We start from the raw sequence: 21,399 nt of genomic DNA, 5'->3' as shown, positions 1-21,399 counted from the left end.
GTGGACAACAAACAGATAATCCGGACAAATCAGCCGCCTCCGGTTGGGGGACCGACGCCCCCTGGCTAACCTGCCCGTATGGCCCTCGGAACCGCATCCACCAGGACTGATCGCGCACGCACCGTGCGCGACATCCTCGCCACCGGCAAGACGACGTACTCGTTCGAGTTCTCGGCGCCGAAGACGCCCAAGGGCGAGCGGAACCTGTGGAGCGCGCTCCGGAGGGTGGAGGCGGTCGCTCCGGACTTCGTCTCCGTGACCTACGGCGCCGGCGGCTCCACGCGCGCGGGCACGGTCAAGGAGACCCAGCAGATCGTCGCGGACACCACGCTGACCCCCGTCGCCCACCTCACCGCGGTCAACCACTCCATCGCGGAGCTGCGCAACATCATCGGCCAGTACGCCGACGCCGGGATCCGCAACATGCTGGCCGTGCGCGGCGACCCGCCCGGCGACCCCATGGGTGACTGGGTCCCGCACCCGCAGGGCCTGACGTACGCGGCCCAACTCGTGGAGCTCATCAAGGAGTCGGGCGACTTCTGCGTCGGCGTGGCGGCCTTCCCGGAGATGCATCCGCGCTCCGCCGACTGGGACACGGACGTGACGCACTTTGTCGACAAGTGCCGGGCGGGCGCCGACTACGCGATCACCCAGATGTTCTTCCAGCCCGAGTCGTACCTGCGGCTGCGCGACAGGGTCGCCGCGGCGCGGTGCGAGACGCCGGTCATCCCCGAGGTCATGCCGGTGACGAGTGTGAAGATGCTGGAGAGGTTGCCGAAGCTCAGCAACGCCGCGTTCCCGGCCGAGCTGAAAGAGCGGATCCTCACAGCAAAGGACGATCCGACCGCTGTACGCTCCATTGGCATCGAGTTCGCCACGGAGTTCTGCGCGCGGCTGCTGGCCGAAGGTGTGCCCGGACTGCACTTCATCACGCTCAACAACTCCACGGCGACCCTGGAGATCTACGAGAACCTGGGTCTGCACCACCCACCGCAGGCCTAGACCTGCCGCACATACTTACGACACACTGCGTAGCGGCCACTGGGAGAGGGGCGTACATGGGCTGGACGGTCCTCTACATCGCGTTCGGCGTCGTCGCGCTGTGGCTGCTGGGCGAGGTGCTGCTGCAGTACAAGGCGCGCCTGCGCTGGCGGCTGCTCGCCTTCGGCGGCTTCCTCGGTGTCGTCGTGGGTGTGCTGATCCCGTCCGTCGTCGTCATCGGCCTGGGCGCGGCGGCCTTCGCCGTCGGCCAGACCTACGTCACGCTGTCGTTCCGCCGCGGTTTCGCGGCCGGCTGGGCCGTCTCGGCTCCGGCGGGTCTGATCGGCAGCAAGCGCCGCAGGCCCGAACCGGGCCGTCAGGAGCCGACGTTGGAGGTCTCCGGACTGGAGGCGGCCGAGGCCGGCCACGACGACCGCGCACACGGCCCCGACAGCCTCTCCTACGGCCACGGCGACTACGACCGCGACGACGTCTTCGCCCCCGCCCGCCCCGCCGTGCCCACGGCCGCGGAGACCACCGCCGTCTACGAGCCGCAGCCCCTGCCGGACGACACCGGCTCCTACGGCGTGTACGGCGACTCCGGTCACGGCCAGGACCGGCAGGCGCCGGCCGCGCAGACCACCGACGCGAACTACGCCTACGACTACTCCGGCTACGGCCAGCAGGATTACGGCTACGACAGCGGCCAGCAGCAGTACGCCGCCTACTCCGACCCGTACATCGGCACCCACACCTACGGGGGAGCCGCGTACGGCACCGGTTACGACACCACCGGCCAGCACCAGTACGGCCAGCAGGGCTACGGGCAGGACCCGTACGCCACCGGCGGCTACGGCGGCGAGACCCCGCCCGGCGGGGTGTGGGTGCCGCAGCAGCGCAGCACCGACGCGCCGTACGGCGGCGAACTCCCGCCGGAACAGGGGTATCCGCACCAGGGCGACGGGCAGCCGCAGGGTCAGGGCTACGACGAGCAGTACCGGTTCTGACGCCCACCGGCGCCGATCGCCGGCCGGTCGTTCACTGGGAGCCCCGGAACCCCGGCCCCTCCACGATCAGTCCGGCGACCAGCGCGCCCGACATGCCCGCGTGCGGCAGACCGCCGCCGGGGTGCGACCAGCCGCCCACCGTGAACAGGCCGCCGGTGCGCGTGCCGTTCGCCGGGTGCAGCAGGCGCCCGTCCGCCGCGGCCAGCGCCGGCGCCGGAACCGCTCCGCCCTCGGCGCCGGTCGCCTCCGCGATGTCGGCCGGGGTGAGCACCTCGTGCCACAGCAGGCGGTCGCGCAGGTCCGGCACGGCCCGCTCGGCGACCGCGATCAGGTGCTCGGCGTGGCCCTCGGCGTCGGCTCCGCCTCCCGCGGGCACCACCGAGGTCAGCGTGACCGCCTCGTGGCCCGCGTCCGGGACGGACTCAGGGCCGCCCGGCCGCAGGACGGTGACGGTGGGCCGCCCGGCCGTGCCGGGCACGGCGCCGAACAGGGAGCCCAACTCGCTCTCGCGGTCCTCCGCGTGCACCACCGTGCGGTGGGCCGTGCCCTCCGGGCGGCCACCCCGGAGGGCCAGCAGCACCGTGAGCCGGCTCGCCGTGCCGTGCTGCGGCGGCACGTCGCCGTCGCCGCGCACCGGCGTCCCGCCGACGAGGCGGTCCAGCACACCGGGCGCGACACCGGCGACCACGAACTCGGCCTCGGCCACCGCACCGTCGGCCAGCTCCACGCCCGCCGCCCGGCCGTCCTTCTCCACGAGGCCCGTGACCTCGGTGCCGAAGTGGAACTCGACCCTGCGCTCCCGGCACCGCTCGTACACGGCCCGCGCCAGCTCCCGCAGACCGCCGCGCACGTACCAGGTGCCGAAGGCGTGCTCCATGTAGGGCAGCACGGCGGTGCTCGCCGGGGCGGAGCGGGGATCCAGGCCGTGGGCGAGCGCGTGGCTCTCCAGGAGGGCGGTCAGGCGGGCGTCGCGCAGTTCCCAGGCGCCCACCTCGGCGAGGGTGCCGGCCCGGCGGGTGCGCAGCAGCCGCTTGTGCGGGACCGCCGGATAGGGCTCGCGCTCGCCGAGCACCCGCCAGTCGGGCCACAACGGCTCCTCCAGGAGCGGCCGGCGGGTCCGGTCCCAGGCCTCCCGGGCCCGCACCAGGAAGTCGCCCCAGCGCTGTCCGGCCGGCGGGCCGAGCGCCTCGTCCAGGGCGGCGACGACGCCCGCGCGCGAGGCGTTCGGCAGCGAGACCCGCGTGCCGTCCGCGAACACGTGGTGCGACGACGGGTCGACCTGGACCAGGTCGACGCACCGCTCCAGCGGTTCCTTGCCGGTCTTGACGAACAGATCGCGCCAGACCGCGGGCAGGGGCAGCAGGGCGGGGCCGGTGTCGAAGGAGAAGCCGTCCCGCTCGAAGCGGCGCACCGCTCCGCCGTACGTCTCCGTCCGCTCGTACACCGCCACCCGGTGGCCCGCGACGGCCAGCCGGGCGGCGGCCGCCATCGCGCCCATCCCGGCGCCGATCACCGCAATCCGTGCCATGCCAGGGACTTTATCGGCAGCCGCCGACGGTCCGGCCCGAGGGGCGGCGCCGGCCTGCGGGACCGACGGCTCCCTCCCCGGCGGGCCGCTCGCCGGGGCGGCTGCTGAGTACGGTGACGGGCGCGTACGTGACCGATCGCGGGCGCGGCGCGTTGGGCAGGAGTGCGCAGGGCTGAGTATCCGTACCTAGCCGGGGAGATGAGTACGCGCGCGGATGGGGTCCGACCTGCGCGAACGAGAGAGTGGAGGCACGGAGAGGGGCACGGCTCCGGCACCGGCGACACGGGGCGCCGGAACGGGGCCGGGCCCACGATCCGCTCCTTCCGCCGGCCGGTGTCGGCGGGAGTGAGGCACGGGGGGACCCGGGGGACGACCGAGAACGGGGGTTCCGACGGGGGGACGTACGGGGGAGCAGGAAGAGGCGCCGGTCCGACGGTGGCCCGCGGGGGACGCGGCCACCACGGACCGGCGCTTTTCTTGCGGCCGGATCTCAGGGGCGGCCGCTCACCCGGCCCTGGAGCAGCCGGGACAGGGCCGCGTGCACGTCGTCGAGGGAGCGTTCCGGCTGGAACGACTTCCAGTCCAGCGCGGCGACCAGCACCATGCCGACCAGCGCGGCGGCGGTCAGCGGGATGTCGATCTCCTCGCTGAACTCACCGCTCTCCACGCCGTCGCGCAGCACCCCCTCGACCACCGCGACGGCCTCCTGCCGGACCACCAGCAACGTGGACTGCCAGGCGCGGTTGGTGCGCCACAACTCCGCCACGTACAGCTGGGTGAAGGCCGGGTAGCGGTCGATGAAGACGAGCCCCGCGCGGATCATCGCGTCCAGGGCGTCGACCCGGCCGCGGCCCTCCCGTGCCGTCCGCTCGGCCGCCTCCCGCAGGGACGCGGTCAGCAGGCCGACGCCGTGCCGCAGCAGCTCCTCGAAGAGGACCGACTTGCTGGCGAAGTTGTAGTAGACCGTGCCCTTCGCGACCCCCGCCCGTTCGGCGATCTCGTCCACGGTGGTGGCGGAGAAGCCCTGCTCGGCGATGAGGGTGACGGCCGCCTCGTAGAGCTTCTGCCGGGTGGCCTCGCGACGGCTGCTGCCCTGCGGGGCGGCGCTGCTGCTTTCCATGGTCCCGATTGTCACAGGAACCTTTCCGGGGGATGTCACCGAAGGGCTCACAGGGTCAGCTCCGGGTGCAGCCGGTCGAGCGTCCACACCTGCCGGCGGCGTGCCGACAGCGCGGTCAGCGCGAGGGCCGCCACGGTGAACGCCGCGAGCACCACGCACGCGTGCCACACCGGTTCCGGACCGCCGCCCGTGATCAGCCTCCTGAGGGCCTCGACGACGTAGCTCATCGGCAGGAAGGGGTGCAGCGCGTTGAAGAAGCCCGGGCTGGTCTGCACGGGGTAGGTGCCGCCCGCCGAGGTCAGCTGGAGCATCAGCAGCGCGAGCACCAGGATCCGGCCGGCCGCCCCGAAGCGGGCGTTCAGCCACTGCACGATGGCCGTGAAGCACGCGGTCACCAGGAACAGGAAACCCACCGTCCCGGCCGCCCGGGCCATCTGCAGGCCGACCGCCCAGTGCAGCACCGACATCAGGGCCACCGTCTGGAGCACCCCGATCGCCACCACCGGCAGCCAGCCCGCCAGCGCGATGCGCCAGGCCGAGGCGCCCGCGGCGAGCGCACGCCGGTTCATCGGCGCGATCAGCATGTACGCCACCATGGCACCCACCCACAGCGAGAGCGGGATGAAGTACGGGGCGAAACCGGTGCCGTAGTTGGGCGCCTGGTGCAGGGACTCGGAGACGAGCCGGACCGGGTCGGCCATCACACCGGTGCGCTTGTCGCGGTCCTGCTCGTCGTAGTCCGGGATCTGCTCGGCGCCGTCGTGGAGGCCTCCGGCGAGCTTCTCGGAGCCGTCGACCAGCTTGAACATGCCGCCGTTCAGGTCGTCGGCGCCCGTCCTGAGCCTGCCGACGCCCTCGTCGAGATCGACCGCGCCGGTCCTGGCCGTACCGAGCCCCTTGTGCAGCTTCTTGGCCCCGGCGGCGACCTTTCCGGCGCCCTCGTTCAACTCGTTGATCTTCGTGACGGCGTCGTCGAGGTCCTCGGAGAGGTTCGGCGCGCGGTCGGCGAGGGCCTGAGCCTGCTTCTGCAGGGTGGCGAGGTTCTCGTCGAGCTTCTTCAGGTCGCCGTCCTGGTCGGCGACGAGGGTGTCGACGTCGTCCGCGATCACCGCCACGTCGGCCGCGGCGTCCTTGGCCTTCTTCAGGTCGGCGCAGGCCGGATCGGGCAGCGCCGGGTCCTCGCAGCGCGCCTTGTGGACGCCGGTGAGCGTGTCGGAGGCCGCGTGGGCGCCCTTGGCGGCGGCCGGGGCCGTCCTGACCAAAGTGTCCAGGTGGTCGCGGATGGTCCCGGAGGAGTCGGCGACGAGCTGGGCGGTGTCCCCGATGGTCTTCTCGTTGTCCTCCAGGAAGGGGCCCGCCTTGCCCGCGGCCTTGTTGACCTTGTCGGCGAGCGTCTGCGTGCCCTCGGCGACCTGCTTCGAGCCCTCCTCCAGGTCACCCGCGCCCTTGTCGAGCTTCTTCAGGCCCTTGGACAGCTTGCCGCTGCCGTCCTCGGCGTCCTTGAGCCCGTCGGCGAGGTCCTTGGAGCCCTTCTTCGCCTTGCCGATGCCGCCCTTGAGCTTGTCCGCCCCCTGCGCCGCCTTCACGGTTTCGCCGTGGATGTCGGAGAAGGAGATGAAGATCCGGTCCAGGAACGACCGCGAGGCCTTGGTGGACGCGGCCTGGCGCACCTCGCCGAACACCGTCCGGGAGATCTGTCCGACGATGTAGTTGTTCGCGTCGTTGGTCCGCACCTGGAGGGCGCCGGTCTCCGGGGAGTCGCCGGCGCTGGAGGCGATGCGGCGGCTGAAGTCGGCGGGCATGGTGAGCGACAGGTAGTAGGTGCCGTCCTCCAGGCCCCTGCGGGCCTCGGCGGCGCTCACCTCGTGCCAGTCGAAGACCTCGCTCTCGCGCAGCCCCTCGGTGATGTCGTCGCCCGCCGTGAGCCTCTCGCCGTCCGCGGTGGCTCCCCGGTCGTCGTTCACGAGCGCCACCGGGATGCGGTCGAGACGGCCGTACGGATCCCAGAACGACCACAGGTACAGCGCTCCGTACAGCAGGGGCAGCACCAGCAGCGCGACCAGCGCGGCGCGCGGCAGCCGCCCGCGCCCGAAGCGCCTGAGCTCAAGCGCGGCCAGCTTCGGCGAGCGCATCGGCCGCCTCCTTGTCTTCGTCGTCCTCGTCGCCTGCGTCTTCTGCGCCGTCCGGCCCGGTGGAGACGACCACAGCCCCCTCCGGTGCCTCGCTGCACACCGCCAGGACCGTCGTGCCCGAGTCGGCGATCGACGCCAGCAGCTCCCAGATCTCGGTCCGCTCGGCGGCCGAGAGCTTCAGGTCGGTGTCGTCGACGCCGAGCAGGCGCGGCCGGCCGATCAGGGCCAGGGCGACCGACAGGCGCAGCGCCTCGGTGCGCTCCAGGTCCCGCACGGCGGTACGGGAGCCCTTGGGCAGCGCCTCCCGGTCGAGGCCGGCCGTGGCCAGCGCCGTGTCGATCCGCAGTTTCGCCTCCGCCGCCCGCTCCCCGCGCGGGCGCAGCAGTCCGCGCACCGAGTCGCCGAAACGGCGCTGCAGCAGCGCCCGCTCGCGCAGGTGCTCGCCGACGGTCAGGGCCGGGTCGAGGTCGGTCACGCCCGGAACGTGTGCGAGGGCGCTCACCCGGCGCAGGGCGGACATCTGCCGGGGCAGCGTGCGGCCCCCGACGGTGGCCGTGCCCTCGGTCGCTCTCATCCGGCCCGTGAGCGCGAGCAGCAGACAGGTGCGGCCCGATCCGGACGGCCCCCTGAGCGCGATCAGCGCGCCGGGTTCCGCGTCGACGGAGACGCCGCGGAACGCCCAGCCGCGGGGCCCCTCGAGTCCGAAGTCGTGGGCCGTCACGCCGAGCCCGGACGCACTCTCCACGGCACCTCACCCCCTGGTCACTGCACCGAACTATTTGAACTGACTGGTCAGTGCAAAAACTAACCCGAACCTTCGATCGAAGCAAAAGCCCTGGTCAGAACGGATTGTCAGTGGCATACCTCACGATGGGCGCATACGGCACCTCGTAGCAGGGCGTGCCGTCACGCAGACGACAGGAGGATCGTCATGGCCCACTCGTCCGCAGCCGCCGCCCGTCGGCGCCGCGCAACCGGCCCTGCCCCCTCACTGACCGGCCCGGCGAGCGACGTGCACCCCGTGCTCCGCCGGACGACGGCCCCGCCCGCCGCCCTCGACCTGCTCGCCCAGGCCCGCGCCGGACTGGAGGAGGCCACCGTCCTGCAGACACCGAACGAGCGGTACGCGACGGCCCACCTCGCCGCCCTGCGCACCGCCGCCGCCGTGCTCGCCGCGCGCGGCCGGCCCGAGACCACACCGCGGGCCCGGGCCCGCATCAGGAGCGCCTGGGAAGTGCTCCCCGAGATCGCGCCCGAGCTCGCCGACTGGAGCGCGCTGTTCGCCGCGGGCGCCCCGCGCCGCGCCCGCGCCGAGGCCGGCATCGAGGGCGCGGCGAACAGCCGGGACGCCGACGACCTGATACGCGACGTGGCGATGTTCCTGCGCATCGTGGAGCGGATGCTCGTCCTCCAGCCGGTGCTGCCCTAGCCGCGCCCCGACGGCGACCGCCCGCAGGGCGACGGCACGGGCCGTGACATGCCGGACGCGGGATGAGAGCACCGCCGCACCCGGCCGGGCCACCGCCGGTACCGGAGTGACCGGGCCGGGCGCCGGAGGCAATAGGGTGGGGAGGGCCTGAAGCCTTCCCTTCCGTGCTCGCGGCGGGGAAGGCGCCCCGTTCGCTCCGCCGCATCGAGGCGGTGCCGCGCCGAGGAGTCAAACTGCCGTGTCGGACCCGATGCGCCCCCGCGCTTCCCTCCGTACCGCCGTGGTCTGGGAGGTCCTCCAGGACGCCCTCGACCGCAGGGTCAAGGCCACGGGTCGCCAGGCGCTGGACGTCCTCGACACCGGGGGAGGCAGCGGTAACTTCGCGGTGCCGGTGGCCCGCCTCGGCCACCGCGTGACCGTCGTCGACCCGAGCCCCAACGCGCTGTTCGCCCTGGAGCGCCGCGCCGCCGAGGCCGACGTCGCCGACCGTGTGCGGGGCGTCCAGGGCGACGCCCACGGCCTCTTCGACGTGGTCGAGCGGGGCGGCTACGACGTGGTGCTGTGCCACGGCGTCCTGGAGTACGTGGACGACCCCGCCGAGGGCGTTCGCAACACGGTGGCCGCCCTGCGCGCCGAGGGCGTCCTCAGCCTGCTCGCCGCCGGCCTGGGTGGAGCGGTGCTCGCGCGGGCCCTCGCCGGTCACTTCACCGAGGCCCGGCAGGCCCTCGACGACCCGAACGGCCGCTGGGGCGCGGGAGACCCCGTGCCGCGCCGGTTCACCGCCGAGCAGCTCACCGGCCTGGTCGAGAGCGCGGGGCTCAGGGTCGGTGCCGTGCACGGAGTGCGGGTCTTCGCCGACCTCGTCCCCGGCGTGCTCGTGGACACCGAGCCCGGTGCCCTGGACGCGCTGCTGAAGCTCGAGGCCGCGGCGGCCGAGCTCCCCGCCTTCCACTCCGTGGCCACACAGCTCCACGTGCTCGGTGAGACGCAGGGGACCGATGCGGCCTGAGTCGTCGGCCGTGGTACGCCGCTGATCAGCGGCGCGGCTGCAGATGGAGTACGCCACAGGTCCCCCGAACGAAGGCCCGGCGCCGTATGATCGGGGGAGACCGCCCGGCATGAGCGGTCGGCCGCTGGGGAATGGGAACTTCAGCGAGCCGGCGCGTTCATGACGGAGTCCGGTTGGCCAATTGGCGTAGAGGGGCGGGTTTCACGGGGGCGATTCCCTGCCTATCCTGAAGGGACCCCCCCCGGGTCGCCCCGGCGACTGCACGATGAGGAGGACTCCGTGCCGCTCTCGGAGCACGAGCAGCGCATGCTCGAGCAGATGGAGCGAGCGCTGTACGCCGAAGATCCCAAGTTCGCGTCGGCGCTCGAGGGAAGCGGGCTGCGTACGTACACCCGGCGGCGGGTCTACCAGGCGGTCGCGGGCTTCCTCGTAGGAATTGCGCTCCTCATGGCCGGTATGGTCGCCAAGCAGGTCTGGCTCAGCGTGGTGGGATTCCTCGTCATGCTCGGCTGCGCGGTCCTGGCCGTGACCGGCTGGCGGAAGGCCCCCAAGCCGGGCGAGCAGTCCGCCGCCCCCGGTGCCGGACCGCAGGCCCGCCGTCAGGGACGGCAGAAGCGCTCCATGATGGACCGCATCGAGGAGCGCTGGCAGCGGCGCCGGGACGAGCAGCAGGGCGGTCAATAGCCCCGGAACTCGCCAGCACCCTGGAACGTCCGTGAGGGGGTGACCACCGGAAAGGTGGTCACCCCCTCACGCATGTCCTCGACCTGCCGGCATCGTCGCTGGGCGCCCCGGCCGCCGGGGGCCGTCGGCAGAGTCCGACACCCCCGCCCCCCCGCTCAGCCCTGCTGCCCCGACGGCTTCCGCAGCGTCGGCCGGGCCGCGGAGATCCGCCGCTTGAGGGCGCTCCACCGGGCCGACGCCGTCCAGGCCACCCGGGCAGCCGAACGCGGGGCGAAGCGTGCGCGCAGCCGCGTGCCACGGCTGACGGTGGCCCGCAGCCCGGCGGTCGCGCGGTGGACGTCGTCCGTCAGACCCGCCATGGGACGGGGACGGGGCGCGTAGAGGACCTGTTCCACGGCGTCCGCCACCCGGTGCACCGCCGCCGCGGCCGTCGGATCGAGCTGCCCGAGCCGGACGATGCGGGCCGCAGCCTTGCGCGGGGTCTGGGACTCCTCCGGCGGGATGCCGAAGTCCCACGCCGTGTCCGTCAGCTCCTGCCATACGGCGAGGGTGTACGGGACCGCGTCCGCCTCGGAACGGCCGTGCGCCCCCAGTCGTACCGCCCGGATGCGCAGCCGCCACAGCATCGGCGACAGCGGGATCAGCAGCACCGCGAGCCCGCCCAGGGACCAGGCCAGGAACGCGTACCACTTCGGTCCGTCGCCCCCCGAGGCCGGAGTGGCCGGTGCCGACTCGCTCTCGCAGGCCTCCAGCTTTTTGTCCTGGGCCGTGCAGCTCTCGCTCGCCGACGGTGCGGCCGAGGGCTCCTCCGACGCGTTCCGGGAGGGCACGGCGGGGTCCGGGTCCGTGTCGCCCGGTGTTTCCGTCAGGGTGTACGACGGGATCGAACCCCGGGTCGGCGTGGGCTCGAAACGGGTCCAGCCCACACCCTCGAAGTACAGCTCGGGCCAGGCGTGGGCGTCCCGCAGCCCCACCGACACCGAGCCGTCCGCCTGCGGGGAGCCCGGCGCGAAGCCGACCGCGACCCGGGCCGGGATGTCCAGGGAACGGGCCATCGCCGCCATGGCGAAGGAGAAGTGGATGCAGAAGCCCTGCTTGTCCTCCAGGAAGCGGGCGATCGCCTGCGAGCCGCTGCCTACCTCCACCTGCGTGTCGTACTCGAAACCGCCGTTGAGCGAGAAGTACTCCTGCAGCTTGACCGCCTGGTCGTAGGCGTTCGTCGCGCCCGCGGTGACCTGGCGGGCCGTCCTGGACACCACCGCCGGCAGCGAGTCCGGCAGCTCGGTGTACTCGCGCTTGAGGGCGGCCGGCGGCTGCGGGGCCGCGGCGAGCTGATCGGCCGTCGGCCGCACGTCCAGGCTGCGCACCTCGTACGTCAGCCCGCGCGTGTTCTGGCCGTGGTCGCCGACCAGGGTCATGCCGACGGGTTCGTAGCGCCAGTTGCCGCCGACCCGCACGCCGCTCGGCGGGTACGGCATGGGCAGCCAGTCCTGGGCGTACCAGTCGGCGGCCGAGATCGTGGTCTCGGTCTCCGTGCGCCGGACGTCGGGGCCGAGGCCGGCCGGCGTCGGGAACGTGCCGTCCGGCACGGCGGTGATCTGCCGCTTGGAGGGCTTCCAGGTGGTGCCGTCGAAGTCGTCCAGGGACACGATCCGCAAGTACAGGTCGGAGATGTCCTCCGAGTCGGTCTCCACCGTCAGGACCTGGCGGTCCTCGTCCACGTTGAGACTGTCGCGCAGGGAGACCAGGGGGTTCACGGCGGAGATCGTGCCGCCGCCTCCGGTGCCGGAGCCCACGCCCGTCTTGGTGCCGTCCAGCAGCCCGCCGTTCATCGCGGGCAGGGCCAGCGGCACCACCAGGGCGACGCCCAGCGCGAACGCGCCGATGCGGCGCCCGGTGCGGACCGGGGCCACCGCGCCGCTCCGCTCCCCGCCCGGGGCGCGTGGCGCCCCGCCGAAGACCCGGCCCCACTGCGAGAGCCGCTCGCGTCCCTCGGCCAGGAGCAGCATCAGATAGCCGGCCGCCGCCACCAGGAACCACAGCCAGTCGGTGCCGCCCTCGGACAGCCCCGCGGCCACGGAGTACAGCGCGAGCAGCGGGAGCCCGGCCGGGGCGGCGCCGCGGAAGGTCACCGCGAGGGTGTCCACCAGCAGGCCGATCACCAGCACGCCGCCGACCAGCATCAGCCGGATGCCGTCGGACTCCAGGGGGGCGGGTATCGCGTACCGCGCGATGTCGTCGCCGCCCTGTCGCAGCAGCTCGGCGAAGCGCTGGAAGGCCTGCGGGCCGGGGACCAGCCCCGCGAGGGCCTGCTGCCGGGCGAAGACCAGGGTCAGCAGCACGAGCGTGACCAGGGCCTGCGCGGCGACGGTCAGCGGCCGGGCCAGCGGCACCCGCCGCGCCGCCGCGCCCACCCCGGACTGGACCGCCAGCAGGAACGCGGCCTGCAGGATCCAGGTGGCCGGGTCGACCAGCGGCAGCAGCGCGCATGCCGCCATCAGCGTGGCCGCCCACGCGCACAGTGCCAGTCGTGCCCGCCCGCTCATCGGGTGCCCTCCCGACCGCTGGTCGCCGCGGGGCGGGTGTGGTCGTGGTCCGTCTGCCGGTGGTGTCGCGTGCGCGTGGGCGCCCACGCGCACAGTGCCGGTCGTGCCCGCCCGCTCATCGGGTGCCCTCCCCGCTGCTCGCCGCCGCGAGGCCGGTGCGCTCGCGGTCGGCCAGCCGCCACAGCTCCTCCAGGGTGGCGCCCCGCGGCACGCCGACGGCCGTCCAGCCCGCCTCGCGCAGCATCCGCAGCCCCTCCCCGCTCCTCTCCGACGGGCCGGGCACGTCGGCGGGTTCCCGCAGCCAGGTCTCGCTGTCCAGCACGAAGGCGACCGCGCCGCCGCTGCGCCGGCTCATCTTGGCGGCGACCGCGGCCTGTTCCTCGTCCAGGTCGCCGAAGAACGCCACCAGCAGTCCCTCGTTCCCGCCGCGCAGCACGTCGTACGCCCGGGACAGGCCGGTGCCGTCGGAGTGGTCGATCACCGCGAGCGTGTCCATCATCAGCCCGGCCGCGTCCGCCGTCTCCTGGCTGGCACCCGCGAATCCGTCGGCGCCCTCGCCCGGGACCGCGTTGCCGGTGTCCGTGAGCAGCCGGACCGAGAAGCCCCGTTCCAGCATGTGCACCAGTACGGACGCCGTGCCCGACACGGCCCACTCGAAGGCGGAGTCGGGACCCGCGCCCTCGTAGGCCAGGCCCCGGGTGTCCAGGAGCACCGTGCACCGGGCGCGCTGGGGCTGCTCCTCGCGGCGCACCATCAGCTCGCCGTAGCGGGCCGTGGAGCGCCAGTGCACGCGGCGCAGGTCGTCGCCGTAGCGGTACCCGCGCGGGATCACGTCGTCCTCGCCCGCCAGCGCCAGCGACCGCTGCCGCCCGTCGCCGTACCCCTTGGCCTCGCCGCTCAGACGCACCGGCGGCAGCGCCTCGACACGCGGGATCACGGTCAGGGTGTCGTACGTGGAGAAGGACCGGGTCAGCTCGCACATCCCGAACGGGTCGGTCAGGCGCAGCTGGAGCGGACCCAGCGGATAGCGGCCGCGCAGATCGGAGCGGACCCGGTAGGACACCTCGCGGCGGCCGCCCGGCTCCACCCGGTCGAGCACGAAGCGGGGGCGCGGACCGAGCACGTAGGGCACCCGGTCCTGGAGCATCAGCAGACCGGTGGGCAGCCGCGAGACGTTGTCGATGCGCAGATGGACCCGGGCCTCGCTGCTCGCGGGTACCCGCGCGGGGGAGAGCCGGCGGCTGCCGGCGACCCGGTAGCGGGTGCGGTACAGGACGGTCGCGCACACCAGGGGCAGCACGCTCAGCAGCAGCCCCACGCGCAGCAGGTCGCTCTGCCCGAGGACGTAGGCGCAGACGGCGGCGGCGACGCCGGCGGCCAGGAAGGACCGCCCTCGCGTGGTCAGGCCGGTCAGGGCGGTGCGGACGCCACCCCTCTCGCCCCGCTCGTCCTCCGCACGGCCCGGCCCCCCGGTGTCCATCACAGCCTCCGCGGCGGCTGCTGGCCGTACGCCGTCGCACCCCGGCCCATGCCGAAGCCGGGCTGCTGCTGGGGCGCCGCGGGCACAGGGGTGCGCTGCAGGATCTCCTGGACGACCTGTTCGGCGGTGCGGCGGTTGAGCTGGGCCTGGGCGGTGGGCAGCAGGCGGTGGGCCAGGACGGCGACGGCGAGGGCCTGCACGTCGTCCGGCAGCGCGTACTCCCGGCCGCTCAGGGCGGCGGACGCCTTCGCCGCGCGCAGCAGGTGCAGCGTCGCGCGCGGGGAGGCGCCGAGTCTGAGGTCGGGATGGGTGCGGGTGGCGGCGACGAGGTCGACCGCGTACCGCCGGACCGGGTCGGCGACGTGGACGCCCCGGACCGCCTCTATCAGTTTCAGGATCTCGTGCGCGTGCGCCACCGGCTGCAGGTCGTCCAGCGGGCTCACCCCACCGTGGACGTCGAGCATCTGCAGCTCGGCGTCCGGGCTCGGGTAGCCGATGGAGACGCGGGCCATGAACCGGTCGCGCTGGGCCTCCGGCAGCGGGTAGGTGCCCTCCATCTCGACCGGGTTCTGCGTCGCCACCACCATGAAGGGGCTCGGCAGCTCGTAGGTCTGGCCGTCGATGGTGACCTGGCGCTCCTCCATCGACTCCAGGAGCGCCGACTGCGTCTTCGGCGAGGCGCGGTTGATCTCGTCGCCGATCACCACCTGCGCGAAGATCGCGCCCGGCTTGAACTCGAAGTCCCGGCGCTGCTGGTCCCAGATGGACACTCCGGTGATGTCCGACGGCAGCAGGTCGGGCGTGAACTGGATGCGCCGCACGGAACAGTCGATGGACCGTGCCAGCGCCTTGGCCAGCATGGTCTTGCCGACCCCGGGGACGTCCTCGATCAGCAGGTGTCCCTCGGCGAGCAGCACGGTCAGCGAGAGCCGTACGACCTCGGGCTTGCCCTCGATCACGCCCTCCACCGAACCGCGCACGCGCTCGACCACAGCGGTCAGATCAGTGAGGCTCGCTCGATCGTCATAGGTCGTCACCCGGCCCTCCTCGGCCCTTCCCCACGCTCCCTGAGAGCGGGGAATACCCCAACTTTCCGGACCGATGCACTGCGCCGCGGACCGGCCCACCCCGAATCACGGACACCGCGCGGAAAAAGTTCCGCGCGGACGCCGCTTCCCCGCATTCTTGCCGCCGTTACCGATTCGTGTCACTCGCCTGTGGACAACTGGCTGCGATATGTCGGGCCTTACGTGCTTTGCGGTGCTTGCGCGACGGGGACCATCGGAAGGCACCGGGGCGGGAGCACCCGTCAGGCGGGATCGACCTCGCGCAGGAGACCGGTCTTCACGTCGAAGACGAAGCCGCGCACGTCGTCGGTGTGCAGCAGGAAGGGCGAGGTGCGCACCCGCTGCATGGACTGCCGCACGTCCTGGTCGACGTCCCGGAAGGACTCCACCGCCCACGAGGGGCGCTGGCCGACCTCCATCTCCAGCTCGTGCCGGAACTCCTCGGTGAGGGACTCCAGGCCGCACCCGGTGTGGTGGATGAGAACCACACTGCGGGTGCCGAGCGCGCGCTGGCTGATGGTGAGGGAGCGGATCACGTCGTCGGTGACGACACCGCCCGCGTTGCGGATGGTGTGGCAGTCACCGAGATTCAGACCGAGCGCGGCGTGCAGGTCGAGACGTGCGTCCATGCAGGCCACGACGGCGACGCGCTGGACGGGACGGGCGTCCATCCCGGGATCGGTGAACGCGGCGGCGTAGCGCACGTTCGCTTCGACGAGCCGGTCGGTGACGGTGCCGTCGCCGGCTATGGCGGACTCGGAGCCCGCGGGAACCGATGCAGAAGTCGTCATATCCATGACGTTACTGGTCACTCGTCTGCCAGGCCCGCTGTGAGAGGGGACAAAGAACGCCATCGAGGCTTGTTGTGAGCCACCCCACAGAGCCGTACGGCTGCACCCGTCCGGGTGACGCGCCGCGCGCTGCCGGATCCTGCGCGCCGGCGTCCGCGACGCGCAGGCCGGTTGATTGACCGGGCGACAGGGTGGACTAAAGTGACGCGAAGCGGGAGGCGAGGCTCCCCCCGCTGGACTGAATTTCCCGGAGACCTGGGCGATGCCCCGCCAGATCTCCCCACGTGCGCGGCGCGTACGTACGGCTCGGCCTCCTCCCGCTCCTGGTCGGCTGACGCTTCCGGCGCCGGCAGGCCTCCCCTTCACCGAGCGGGCGGGGACCCGGCGGTACGTGCCGCCGCGCCGGACCCGAGAGGCCGCCCCACTTGAGCCAGAGTCGACACGTCCCGGTGATGCTCCAGCGGTGCCTGGACCTGCTGGCGCCCGCGCTCGAGGAGCCGGGGGCGGTGGTCGTCGACTGCACGCTGGGCCTGGGCGGACACAGTGAGGCGCTGCTGGAGCGGTTCCCCGAGGCGCGGCTCGTCGCCCTCGACCGGGACAAGGAGGCCCTGCGCCTGTCCGGGGAGCGGCTCGCACGCCACGGGGAGCGCGCCACCCTGGTGCACGCCGTCTACGACGAGCTGCCCGACGTCCTCGACCGGCTGGGCATCCCGCGCGTCCAGGGCGTGCTGTTCGACCTCGGCGTCTCCTCCATGCAGCTCGACGAGGCCGACCGCGGCTTCGCCTACGCCCAGGACGCCCCGCTCGACATGCGCATGGACCAGACGACGGGCATGAGCGCCGCCGAGGTCCTCAACACCTACCCGCCGGGCGAACTGGTCCGCATCCTCAGGGCGTACGGGGAGGAGAAGCAGGCCAAGCGGATCGTGTCCGCCATCGTCCGCGAGCGCGAGAAGGAGCCGTTCACCACCAGCGCCCGGCTCGTGGAGCTGATCCGCGCCGCTCTCCCGCAGGCCGCCAAGCGCACCGGCGGCAACCCGGCCAAGCGCACCTTCCAGGCCCTGCGGATCGAGGTCAACGGCGAACTGGCCGTCCTGGAGCGGGCGATCCCGGCCGCCGTCAAGGCGCTCTCGGTGGGCGGGCGGATCGCCGTGCTGTCGTACCACTCCCTGGAGGACCGGCTGGTCAAGCAGGTGTTCGCGGCCGGCGCCGCGAACACGGCACCGCCGGGACTGCCGGTCGTCCCCGAGCGTTACGCGCCCCGGCTCAAGCTGCTCACACGCGGTGCCGAACTTCCCACCGAGGAGGAGATCGCCGAGAACCGGCGCGCGGCTCCGGCACGGCTGCGCGGGGCCCAGCGCATCAGGGAGGACGTCGAGTGAGCCACGCGAGGCGGGGGTGCCGGCCGCATCGGCCGGGCCGAGGGGAGGGCGAGTGAACAGGAAACCCGAACTGAAGGGGAGAGCCGCTCGGCTCGCCCGGCTCTTCCCGCCGGGCGGCGGACGCGGGCAGGCGGCCCGTGCCCCCTTCGTCCTCCTCGTCGTCCTGCTCCTCGGCGGCGGCCTCATCGGGCTGCTGGTGCTGAACTCCGCCCTGAGCGAGGGCTCCTTCCAGATGGACGACCTGAAGGCGGAGACCAAGAGCCTCACCGACGAGGAACAGGCCCTCCAGCGGGACATCGACGCCTACTCGGCCCCCCGGGCCCTCCAGCGCCGCGCCCGCGAGCTCGGCATGGTGCCCGGCGGCGACCCTGCGTTCCTCGACCCCGACGGGACCGTCAAGGGCGTCCCCGGTCCCGCCTCCGCCTCGGGGGCGACCCCTCTCGTCATCGCCCCCGAGGCACTCACGGCGGCCTCCGTCACCGCACCGTCCACCCTCGCCCCGTTCGGCCCGGCGCCCACGCCGACCGCAGCGGCCACGGCGGCCGCGCCCACCACGATCCCGACCCCGACCCCCGGCAGGTGACGGAAGTGTCCGACAGGGAACCGCCGCGCCGCCGCGTGCCCGGACCCGCCAGGCCCGTCCGCCCCGGCGGGCGACGGCAGCCCGGCCCCGGCGCCCGCCCGGCCCGCCGACCGAGCGCGCCCCGCCCGGCCCCGCCACGCGTCATCCGGCTGGGCAGCCCCCGCCCCCGCCTGCGCATGGTCGGCCTCGCGTTCACCCTGGTGCTGGCCGCGTTCGTCGTACGGCTGCTCCAGGTGCAGGCCGTCGACGCCGGCACGTACACCGCCAAGGCAGAGCAGAACCGCTACGTGGTCCACGCCCTGCCCGCCGAGCGCGGCGGCATCACCGACCGCAACGGCGTGGCCCTCGCGACCACCGTGGACGCCTACGACATCACGGCCGACCCCACGATGTTCACCCGCGAGCAGCTCGACGTCGGTGACGGACCCGAGCAGGCGGCGGCGCTCCTCGCGCCGATCCTCGGCGAGAACCAGGAGGCGCTGGCCGGCAAGCTCCGCCCGGAGAACAAGGAGCTGCGCTACGTCCGTCTCGCCCGCGCCAAGACCCCGCAGGTCTGGAACCAGATCAAGGACCTGAAGGCCGCGCTCACCAAGAAGGCGGAGACCGACAAGTCCACGGTGAACGTCCTCGCGGGCGTCTTCGCCGACCCGAGCAGCAAACGCGTGTACCCCAACGGCGACCTCGCCGCCGCGATCCTCGGCTGGGTCAACTCCGAGGGCGAGGGCAGCGGCGGACTGGAACGGAAGCTGGACAAGACGCTGGCCGGCGAGGACGGCAAGATCCGCTACGCCCAGTCCGGCGGGCGCCAGGTGCCCACCGCGGGCTCCACCGAGACGCCCGCCGTGCCCGGCAGCGACGTCGAGCTCACCATCGACCGGGACATCCAGTGGGCCGCGCAGCACGCCATCTCCGAGCAGGTGAAGAAGTCGAAGGCGGACGGCGGCTACGTCATCGTCCAGGACACCGCCACCGGCGAGATCCTCGCCATGGCCAACTCGCCGAGCTTCGACCCGGGCGACCTGGCGCACGCCGACCCACAGGCCCTCGGCAACGCCGCCCTGCAGGACGCCTTCGAGCCCGGTTCCACCGCCAAGGTGCTGTCGATGGCGGCCGTGCTGGAGGAGAACGCCGCCACGCCGATGACCCACATCACCGTCCCCAACCGGCTGAAGCGCGGCGACAGGCTCTTCAAGGACGACATCGATCACCCCACCTGGTACCTCACGCTCAACGGGGTGCTCGCCAAGTCCAGCAACATCGGCACCATCATGGCCACCGGCGAGCTCGGCAGGACCCAGCAGGAGGCCAACCGGGTCCTCTACTCCTACCTGCGCAAGTTCGGCCTCGGCGACTACAGCGGGCTCGGCTTCCCCGGCGAGACCAAGGGCATCCTCGCGCCCCCCGACCAGTGGTCGACCTCGCAGCAGTACACGATTCCTTTCGGCCAGGGCGTGTCCGTGAACGCGCTCCAGGCGGCGTCCGTCTACTCGACGATCGCCAACGGCGGTGTCCGCGTCGAACCCACGCTCGTACGCGGCACGAAGGATGCCGAGGGCCGCTTCACGCCCGCACCGGAGCCCAAGAAGACCCGTGTGATCAGCGAGAAGACCGCGAAGACCCTCTCCGAGATGCTGGAGTCCGTGGTGGACGACGAGGAGGGGACCGGGACCAAGGCCCGCATCCCGGGCTACCGGGTGGCGGGCAAGACGGGCACGGCCAACCGCGTGGATCCGGCCACCGGCAAGTACCACGGCTACACCTCGTCGTTCGCCGGGTTCGCCCCCGCGGACAAGCCCCGCGTCACCGTCTACTGCGCCATCCAGAACGCCACCCAGGGCAGCTACTTCGGCGGCCAGATCTGCGGCCCCATCCACAAGGAGGTCATGGAGTTCGCACTCAAGACCCTCCAGGTCCCGCCGACCGGGGCGAAGGCGGCGAAACTGCCGGTCACCTTCAAACCCTGAGCAGACCGAATCAGCACCGAGCCACCAGGAACCACCCCGTGACAACGATCACCCCGGATCCCGGGAACCAGAGCGCCCCCCGCCCCTCGCTTCGCCCGGAAGCGGGTACGCCCGGTACGCTCACCGCCGTGCCACAGCCTGATCAGTCCCAAACCACCCAGAAGGGCCAACCCGTGACATACCCGGGACCGCCCCGGCCGGTGCAGGTCTCCGCCACACCCCTGGCGGAACTCGCCGGTCAGCTGGGTGTCACCGCGCCGGAGAGCACCGCCGGGGTCACGGGCATCACCCATGACTCGCGTGCGGTCCGCCCCGGCGACCTGTACGCCGCCCTCCCCGGAGCCCGCGCCCACGGCGCCGACTTCGTCACCCAGGCCGCCGGCCTCGGCGCCGCCGCCGTGCTGACCGACCCGTCCGGCGCGGAGCGCGCCGCCGCCACCGGTCTGCCCGTGCTCGTCGTCGACGACCCGCGCGGCCGGATGGGCGAGCTGGCGGCCACGATCTACGGCCGGCCCGGCCGGGACCTGCTCCAGATCGGCATCACCGGCACCTCCGGCAAGACCACCACCGCCTACCTCGTCGAGGGCGGTCTGCGGACGGCGAAGTCCACCGGGCTCATCGGCACCGTCGAGATGCGCATCGGCGACGAGCGCATCAAGTCCGAGCGCACCACGCCCGAGGCCACCGACCTCCAGGCCCTGTTCGCGGTCATGCGCGAACGCGGCACCGAGGCGGTCGCCATGGAGGTCTCCAGCCACGCCCTCGTGCTCGGCCGGGTCGACGGCTGCGTCTTCGACGTCGCGGTCTTCACCAACCTCAGCCCGGAGCACATGGAGTTCCACTCCGGCATGGAGGACTACTTCCAGGCCAAGGCGCAGCTGTTCACTCCGGCCCGCAGCAGGCTCGGTGTGGTGAACACCGACGACGAGTACGGCCGCCGGCTGGCGAACGAGGCCACGGTCCCGGTCGTCACCTACTCCGCCGAGGGCCACCCGGACGCCGACTGGCGCGCCGAGGACGTCCAGGTCGGACCGCTGGACTCGACGTTCACCGCGATCGGCCCCAAGGGCGAGCGGATCGCCGCCAGGTCCCCGCTGCCGGGCCCCTTCAACGTGGCGAACACCCTCGCCGCGATCGTCGCCCTCGCCGCCGCCGGCCTCGACCCGCAGGCCGCCGCCGACGGTGTCGCCGCCGTGCCGGGCGTGCCGGGCCGGCTGGAGCGTGTGGACGCCGGGCAGCCCTACCTCGCGGTGGTCGACTACGCCCACAAGACCGACGCGGTCGAATCCGTCCTCAAGGCCCTTCGCAAGGTCACCGAGGGCAGGCTGCACGTCGTCCTCGGCTGCGGCGGCGACCGCGACACCACCAAGCGGGCGCCCATGGGGGCCGCCGCCGCCCGGTTCGCCGACACGGCCGTACTGACCTCCGACAACCCCCGCTCCGAGGACCCGCTCGCGATCCTGGCCACCATGCTCCAGGGCGCGGCGTCCGTGCCCGCGCACGAGCGCGGCGAGGTCCAGGTCTTCGAGGACCGTGCCGCCGCCGTCGCCGCGGCCGTCGCCCGGGCCGAGCCCGGCGACACCGTGCTGGTGGCGGGCAAGGGCCATGAGCAGGGACAGGACATCGCCGGGGTGGTCCGTCCGTTCGACGACCGCCAGGTGCTTCGCGAAGCTATCCAGAAGACCCAGGGATGAAC

16 protein-coding genes and 1 pseudogene are annotated in these 21,399 nt (G+C 73.1%); 9 read left to right on the top strand and 8 right to left on the bottom strand.

Features of this window, described 5'->3' with window-relative positions; genetic code table 11:
* The first annotated feature begins 78 nt into the window (after positions 1–78).
* Together metF and IE260_RS11045 are read left to right on the top strand one after the other, a co-directional pair.
* Complete coding sequence (metF, locus tag IE260_RS11050) at positions 79–1,002, top strand: methylenetetrahydrofolate reductase [NAD(P)H] (protein ID WP_189870438.1); 924 nt, start codon at positions 79–81, stop codon at positions 1,000–1,002.
* 56 nt (positions 1,003–1,058) lie between these two features.
* The gene (locus IE260_RS11045) at positions 1,059–1,988 is read left to right on the top strand and encodes an SCO2102 family sporulation regulator (RefSeq protein WP_189870436.1); all 930 of its coding nucleotides are present in this window, start codon (positions 1,059–1,061) and stop codon (positions 1,986–1,988) included.
* A gap of 31 nt (positions 1,989–2,019) precedes the next feature.
* Here the strand turns inward: IE260_RS11045 and IE260_RS11040 are convergent, their stop codons facing one another.
* The 4 genes from IE260_RS11040 to IE260_RS11025 all read right to left on the bottom strand — a co-directional run bounded on the left by IE260_RS11040 (position 2,020) and on the right by IE260_RS11025 (position 7,513).
* Complete coding sequence (locus tag IE260_RS11040; RefSeq protein ID WP_189870434.1) at positions 2,020–3,516, bottom strand: phytoene desaturase family protein; 1,497 nt, start codon at positions 3,514–3,516, stop codon at positions 2,020–2,022.
* A gap of 490 nt (positions 3,517–4,006) precedes the next feature.
* On the bottom strand, positions 4,007–4,636 hold the full coding sequence (locus tag IE260_RS11035) for a TetR/AcrR family transcriptional regulator (protein ID WP_189870432.1): 630 nt from the start codon (positions 4,634–4,636) through the stop codon (positions 4,007–4,009).
* 47 nt (positions 4,637–4,683) lie between these two features.
* On the bottom strand, positions 4,684–6,768 hold the full coding sequence (locus IE260_RS11030) for a YhgE/Pip family protein (protein ID WP_189870430.1): 2,085 nt from the start codon (positions 6,766–6,768) through the stop codon (positions 4,684–4,686).
* Positions 6,740–7,513 carry an ATP-binding cassette domain-containing protein gene (locus IE260_RS11025; RefSeq protein ID WP_189870428.1) on the bottom strand — a complete coding sequence of 258 codons (774 nt, stop codon included), beginning with the start codon at positions 7,511–7,513 and terminating at the stop codon, positions 6,740–6,742. The genes IE260_RS11030 and IE260_RS11025 overlap by 29 nt, the downstream gene beginning before the upstream one ends.
* 186 nt (positions 7,514–7,699) lie before the next feature.
* On the opposite strand from IE260_RS11025, the pseudogene IE260_RS11020 reads away from it, so the two are divergent.
* From IE260_RS11020 to IE260_RS11010, 3 genes and pseudogenes are all read left to right on the top strand, one after another.
* Positions 7,700–8,263: pseudogene (locus IE260_RS11020) on the top strand (SAV_6107 family HEPN domain-containing protein).
* A gap of 172 nt (positions 8,264–8,435) precedes the next feature.
* A complete protein-coding gene (locus IE260_RS11015; RefSeq protein ID WP_189870424.1) occupies positions 8,436–9,206 on the top strand; it encodes a methyltransferase in 771 nt (256 codons plus the stop codon).
* A 279-nt stretch (positions 9,207–9,485) separates the two neighbouring features.
* Complete coding sequence (locus tag IE260_RS11010; RefSeq protein WP_189870422.1) at positions 9,486–9,890, top strand: spore wall synthesis complex protein; 405 nt, start codon at positions 9,486–9,488, stop codon at positions 9,888–9,890.
* A gap of 155 nt (positions 9,891–10,045) precedes the next feature.
* On the opposite strand, the gene IE260_RS11005 is transcribed toward IE260_RS11010, so the two are convergent.
* From IE260_RS11005 to IE260_RS10990, 4 genes are all read right to left on the bottom strand, one after another.
* A complete protein-coding gene (locus tag IE260_RS11005; protein ID WP_189870420.1) occupies positions 10,046–12,436 on the bottom strand; it encodes a transglutaminase TgpA family protein in 2,391 nt (796 codons plus the stop codon).
* A 115-nt stretch (positions 12,437–12,551) separates the two neighbouring features.
* A complete protein-coding gene (locus IE260_RS11000; protein WP_189870418.1) occupies positions 12,552–13,916 on the bottom strand; it encodes a DUF58 domain-containing protein in 1,365 nt (454 codons plus the stop codon).
* On the bottom strand, positions 13,916–14,953 hold the full coding sequence (locus tag IE260_RS10995) for an AAA family ATPase (RefSeq protein WP_189870416.1): 1,038 nt from the start codon (positions 14,951–14,953) through the stop codon (positions 13,916–13,918). The genes IE260_RS11000 and IE260_RS10995 overlap by 1 nt, the downstream gene beginning before the upstream one ends.
* A gap of 272 nt (positions 14,954–15,225) precedes the next feature.
* Positions 15,226–15,774 carry a beta-class carbonic anhydrase gene (locus tag IE260_RS10990; RefSeq protein WP_189870414.1) on the bottom strand — a complete coding sequence of 183 codons (549 nt, stop codon included), beginning with the start codon at positions 15,772–15,774 and terminating at the stop codon, positions 15,226–15,228.
* Between the two features lie 425 nt (positions 15,775–16,199).
* On the opposite strand from IE260_RS10990, the gene rsmH reads away from it, so the two are divergent.
* The 4 genes from rsmH to IE260_RS10970 all read left to right on the top strand — a co-directional run bounded on the left by rsmH (position 16,200) and on the right by IE260_RS10970 (position 21,397).
* The gene (rsmH, locus tag IE260_RS10985; protein WP_189870412.1) at positions 16,200–17,156 is read left to right on the top strand and encodes a 16S rRNA (cytosine(1402)-N(4))-methyltransferase RsmH; all 957 of its coding nucleotides are present in this window, start codon (positions 16,200–16,202) and stop codon (positions 17,154–17,156) included.
* Between the two features lie 52 nt (positions 17,157–17,208).
* On the top strand, positions 17,209–17,739 hold the full coding sequence (gene ftsL / locus IE260_RS10980; RefSeq protein WP_189870410.1) for a cell division protein FtsL: 531 nt from the start codon (positions 17,209–17,211) through the stop codon (positions 17,737–17,739).
* Positions 17,736–19,703 (top strand): peptidoglycan D,D-transpeptidase FtsI family protein, encoded by a 1,968-nt coding sequence (locus IE260_RS10975; RefSeq protein ID WP_189870408.1) that lies wholly within the window; start codon positions 17,736–17,738, stop codon positions 19,701–19,703. The genes ftsL and IE260_RS10975 overlap by 4 nt, the downstream gene beginning before the upstream one ends.
* 173 nt (positions 19,704–19,876) lie before the next feature.
* Positions 19,877–21,397 (top strand): UDP-N-acetylmuramoyl-L-alanyl-D-glutamate--2,6-diaminopimelate ligase, encoded by a 1,521-nt coding sequence (locus IE260_RS10970; RefSeq protein WP_189870406.1) that lies wholly within the window; start codon positions 19,877–19,879, stop codon positions 21,395–21,397.
* The last annotated feature ends 2 nt before the right edge of the window (positions 21,398–21,399 follow it).

It is taken from the genome of Streptomyces viridiviolaceus, assembly GCF_014650995.1.
In the GTDB taxonomy this organism is placed as follows: Bacteria; Actinomycetota; Actinomycetes; order Streptomycetales; family Streptomycetaceae; genus Streptomyces; species Streptomyces viridiviolaceus.
Note: the sequence above shows the minus strand (reverse complement) of the source record. Positions and strands in the feature narration are given on the sequence as shown.

What these genes read in the sequence shown, in the direction of transcription:
- metF (WP_189870438.1), top strand. Translation starts at nt 79, where the DNA reads ATGGCCCTCGGAACCGCATCCACCAGGACTGATCGCGCACGCACCGTG.
- IE260_RS11045 (WP_189870436.1), top strand. Translation starts at nt 1,059, where the DNA reads ATGGGCTGGACGGTCCTCTACATCGCGTTCGGCGTCGTCGCGCTGTGG.
- IE260_RS11040 (WP_189870434.1), bottom strand. Translation starts at nt 3,516, where the DNA reads ATGGCACGGATTGCGGTGATCGGCGCCGGGATGGGCGCGATGGCGGCC.
- IE260_RS11035 (WP_189870432.1), bottom strand. Translation starts at nt 4,636, where the DNA reads ATGGAAAGCAGCAGCGCCGCCCCGCAGGGCAGCAGCCGTCGCGAGGCC.
- IE260_RS11030 (WP_189870430.1), bottom strand. Translation starts at nt 6,768, where the DNA reads ATGCGCTCGCCGAAGCTGGCCGCGCTTGAGCTCAGGCGCTTCGGGCGC.
- IE260_RS11005 (WP_189870420.1), bottom strand. Translation starts at nt 12,436, where the DNA reads ATGAGCGGGCGGGCACGACTGGCACTGTGCGCGTGGGCGGCCACGCTG.
- IE260_RS11000 (WP_189870418.1), bottom strand. Translation starts at nt 13,916, where the DNA reads ATGGACACCGGGGGGCCGGGCCGTGCGGAGGACGAGCGGGGCGAGAGG.
- IE260_RS10990 (WP_189870414.1), bottom strand. Translation starts at nt 15,774, where the DNA reads ATGACGACTTCTGCATCGGTTCCCGCGGGCTCCGAGTCCGCCATAGCC.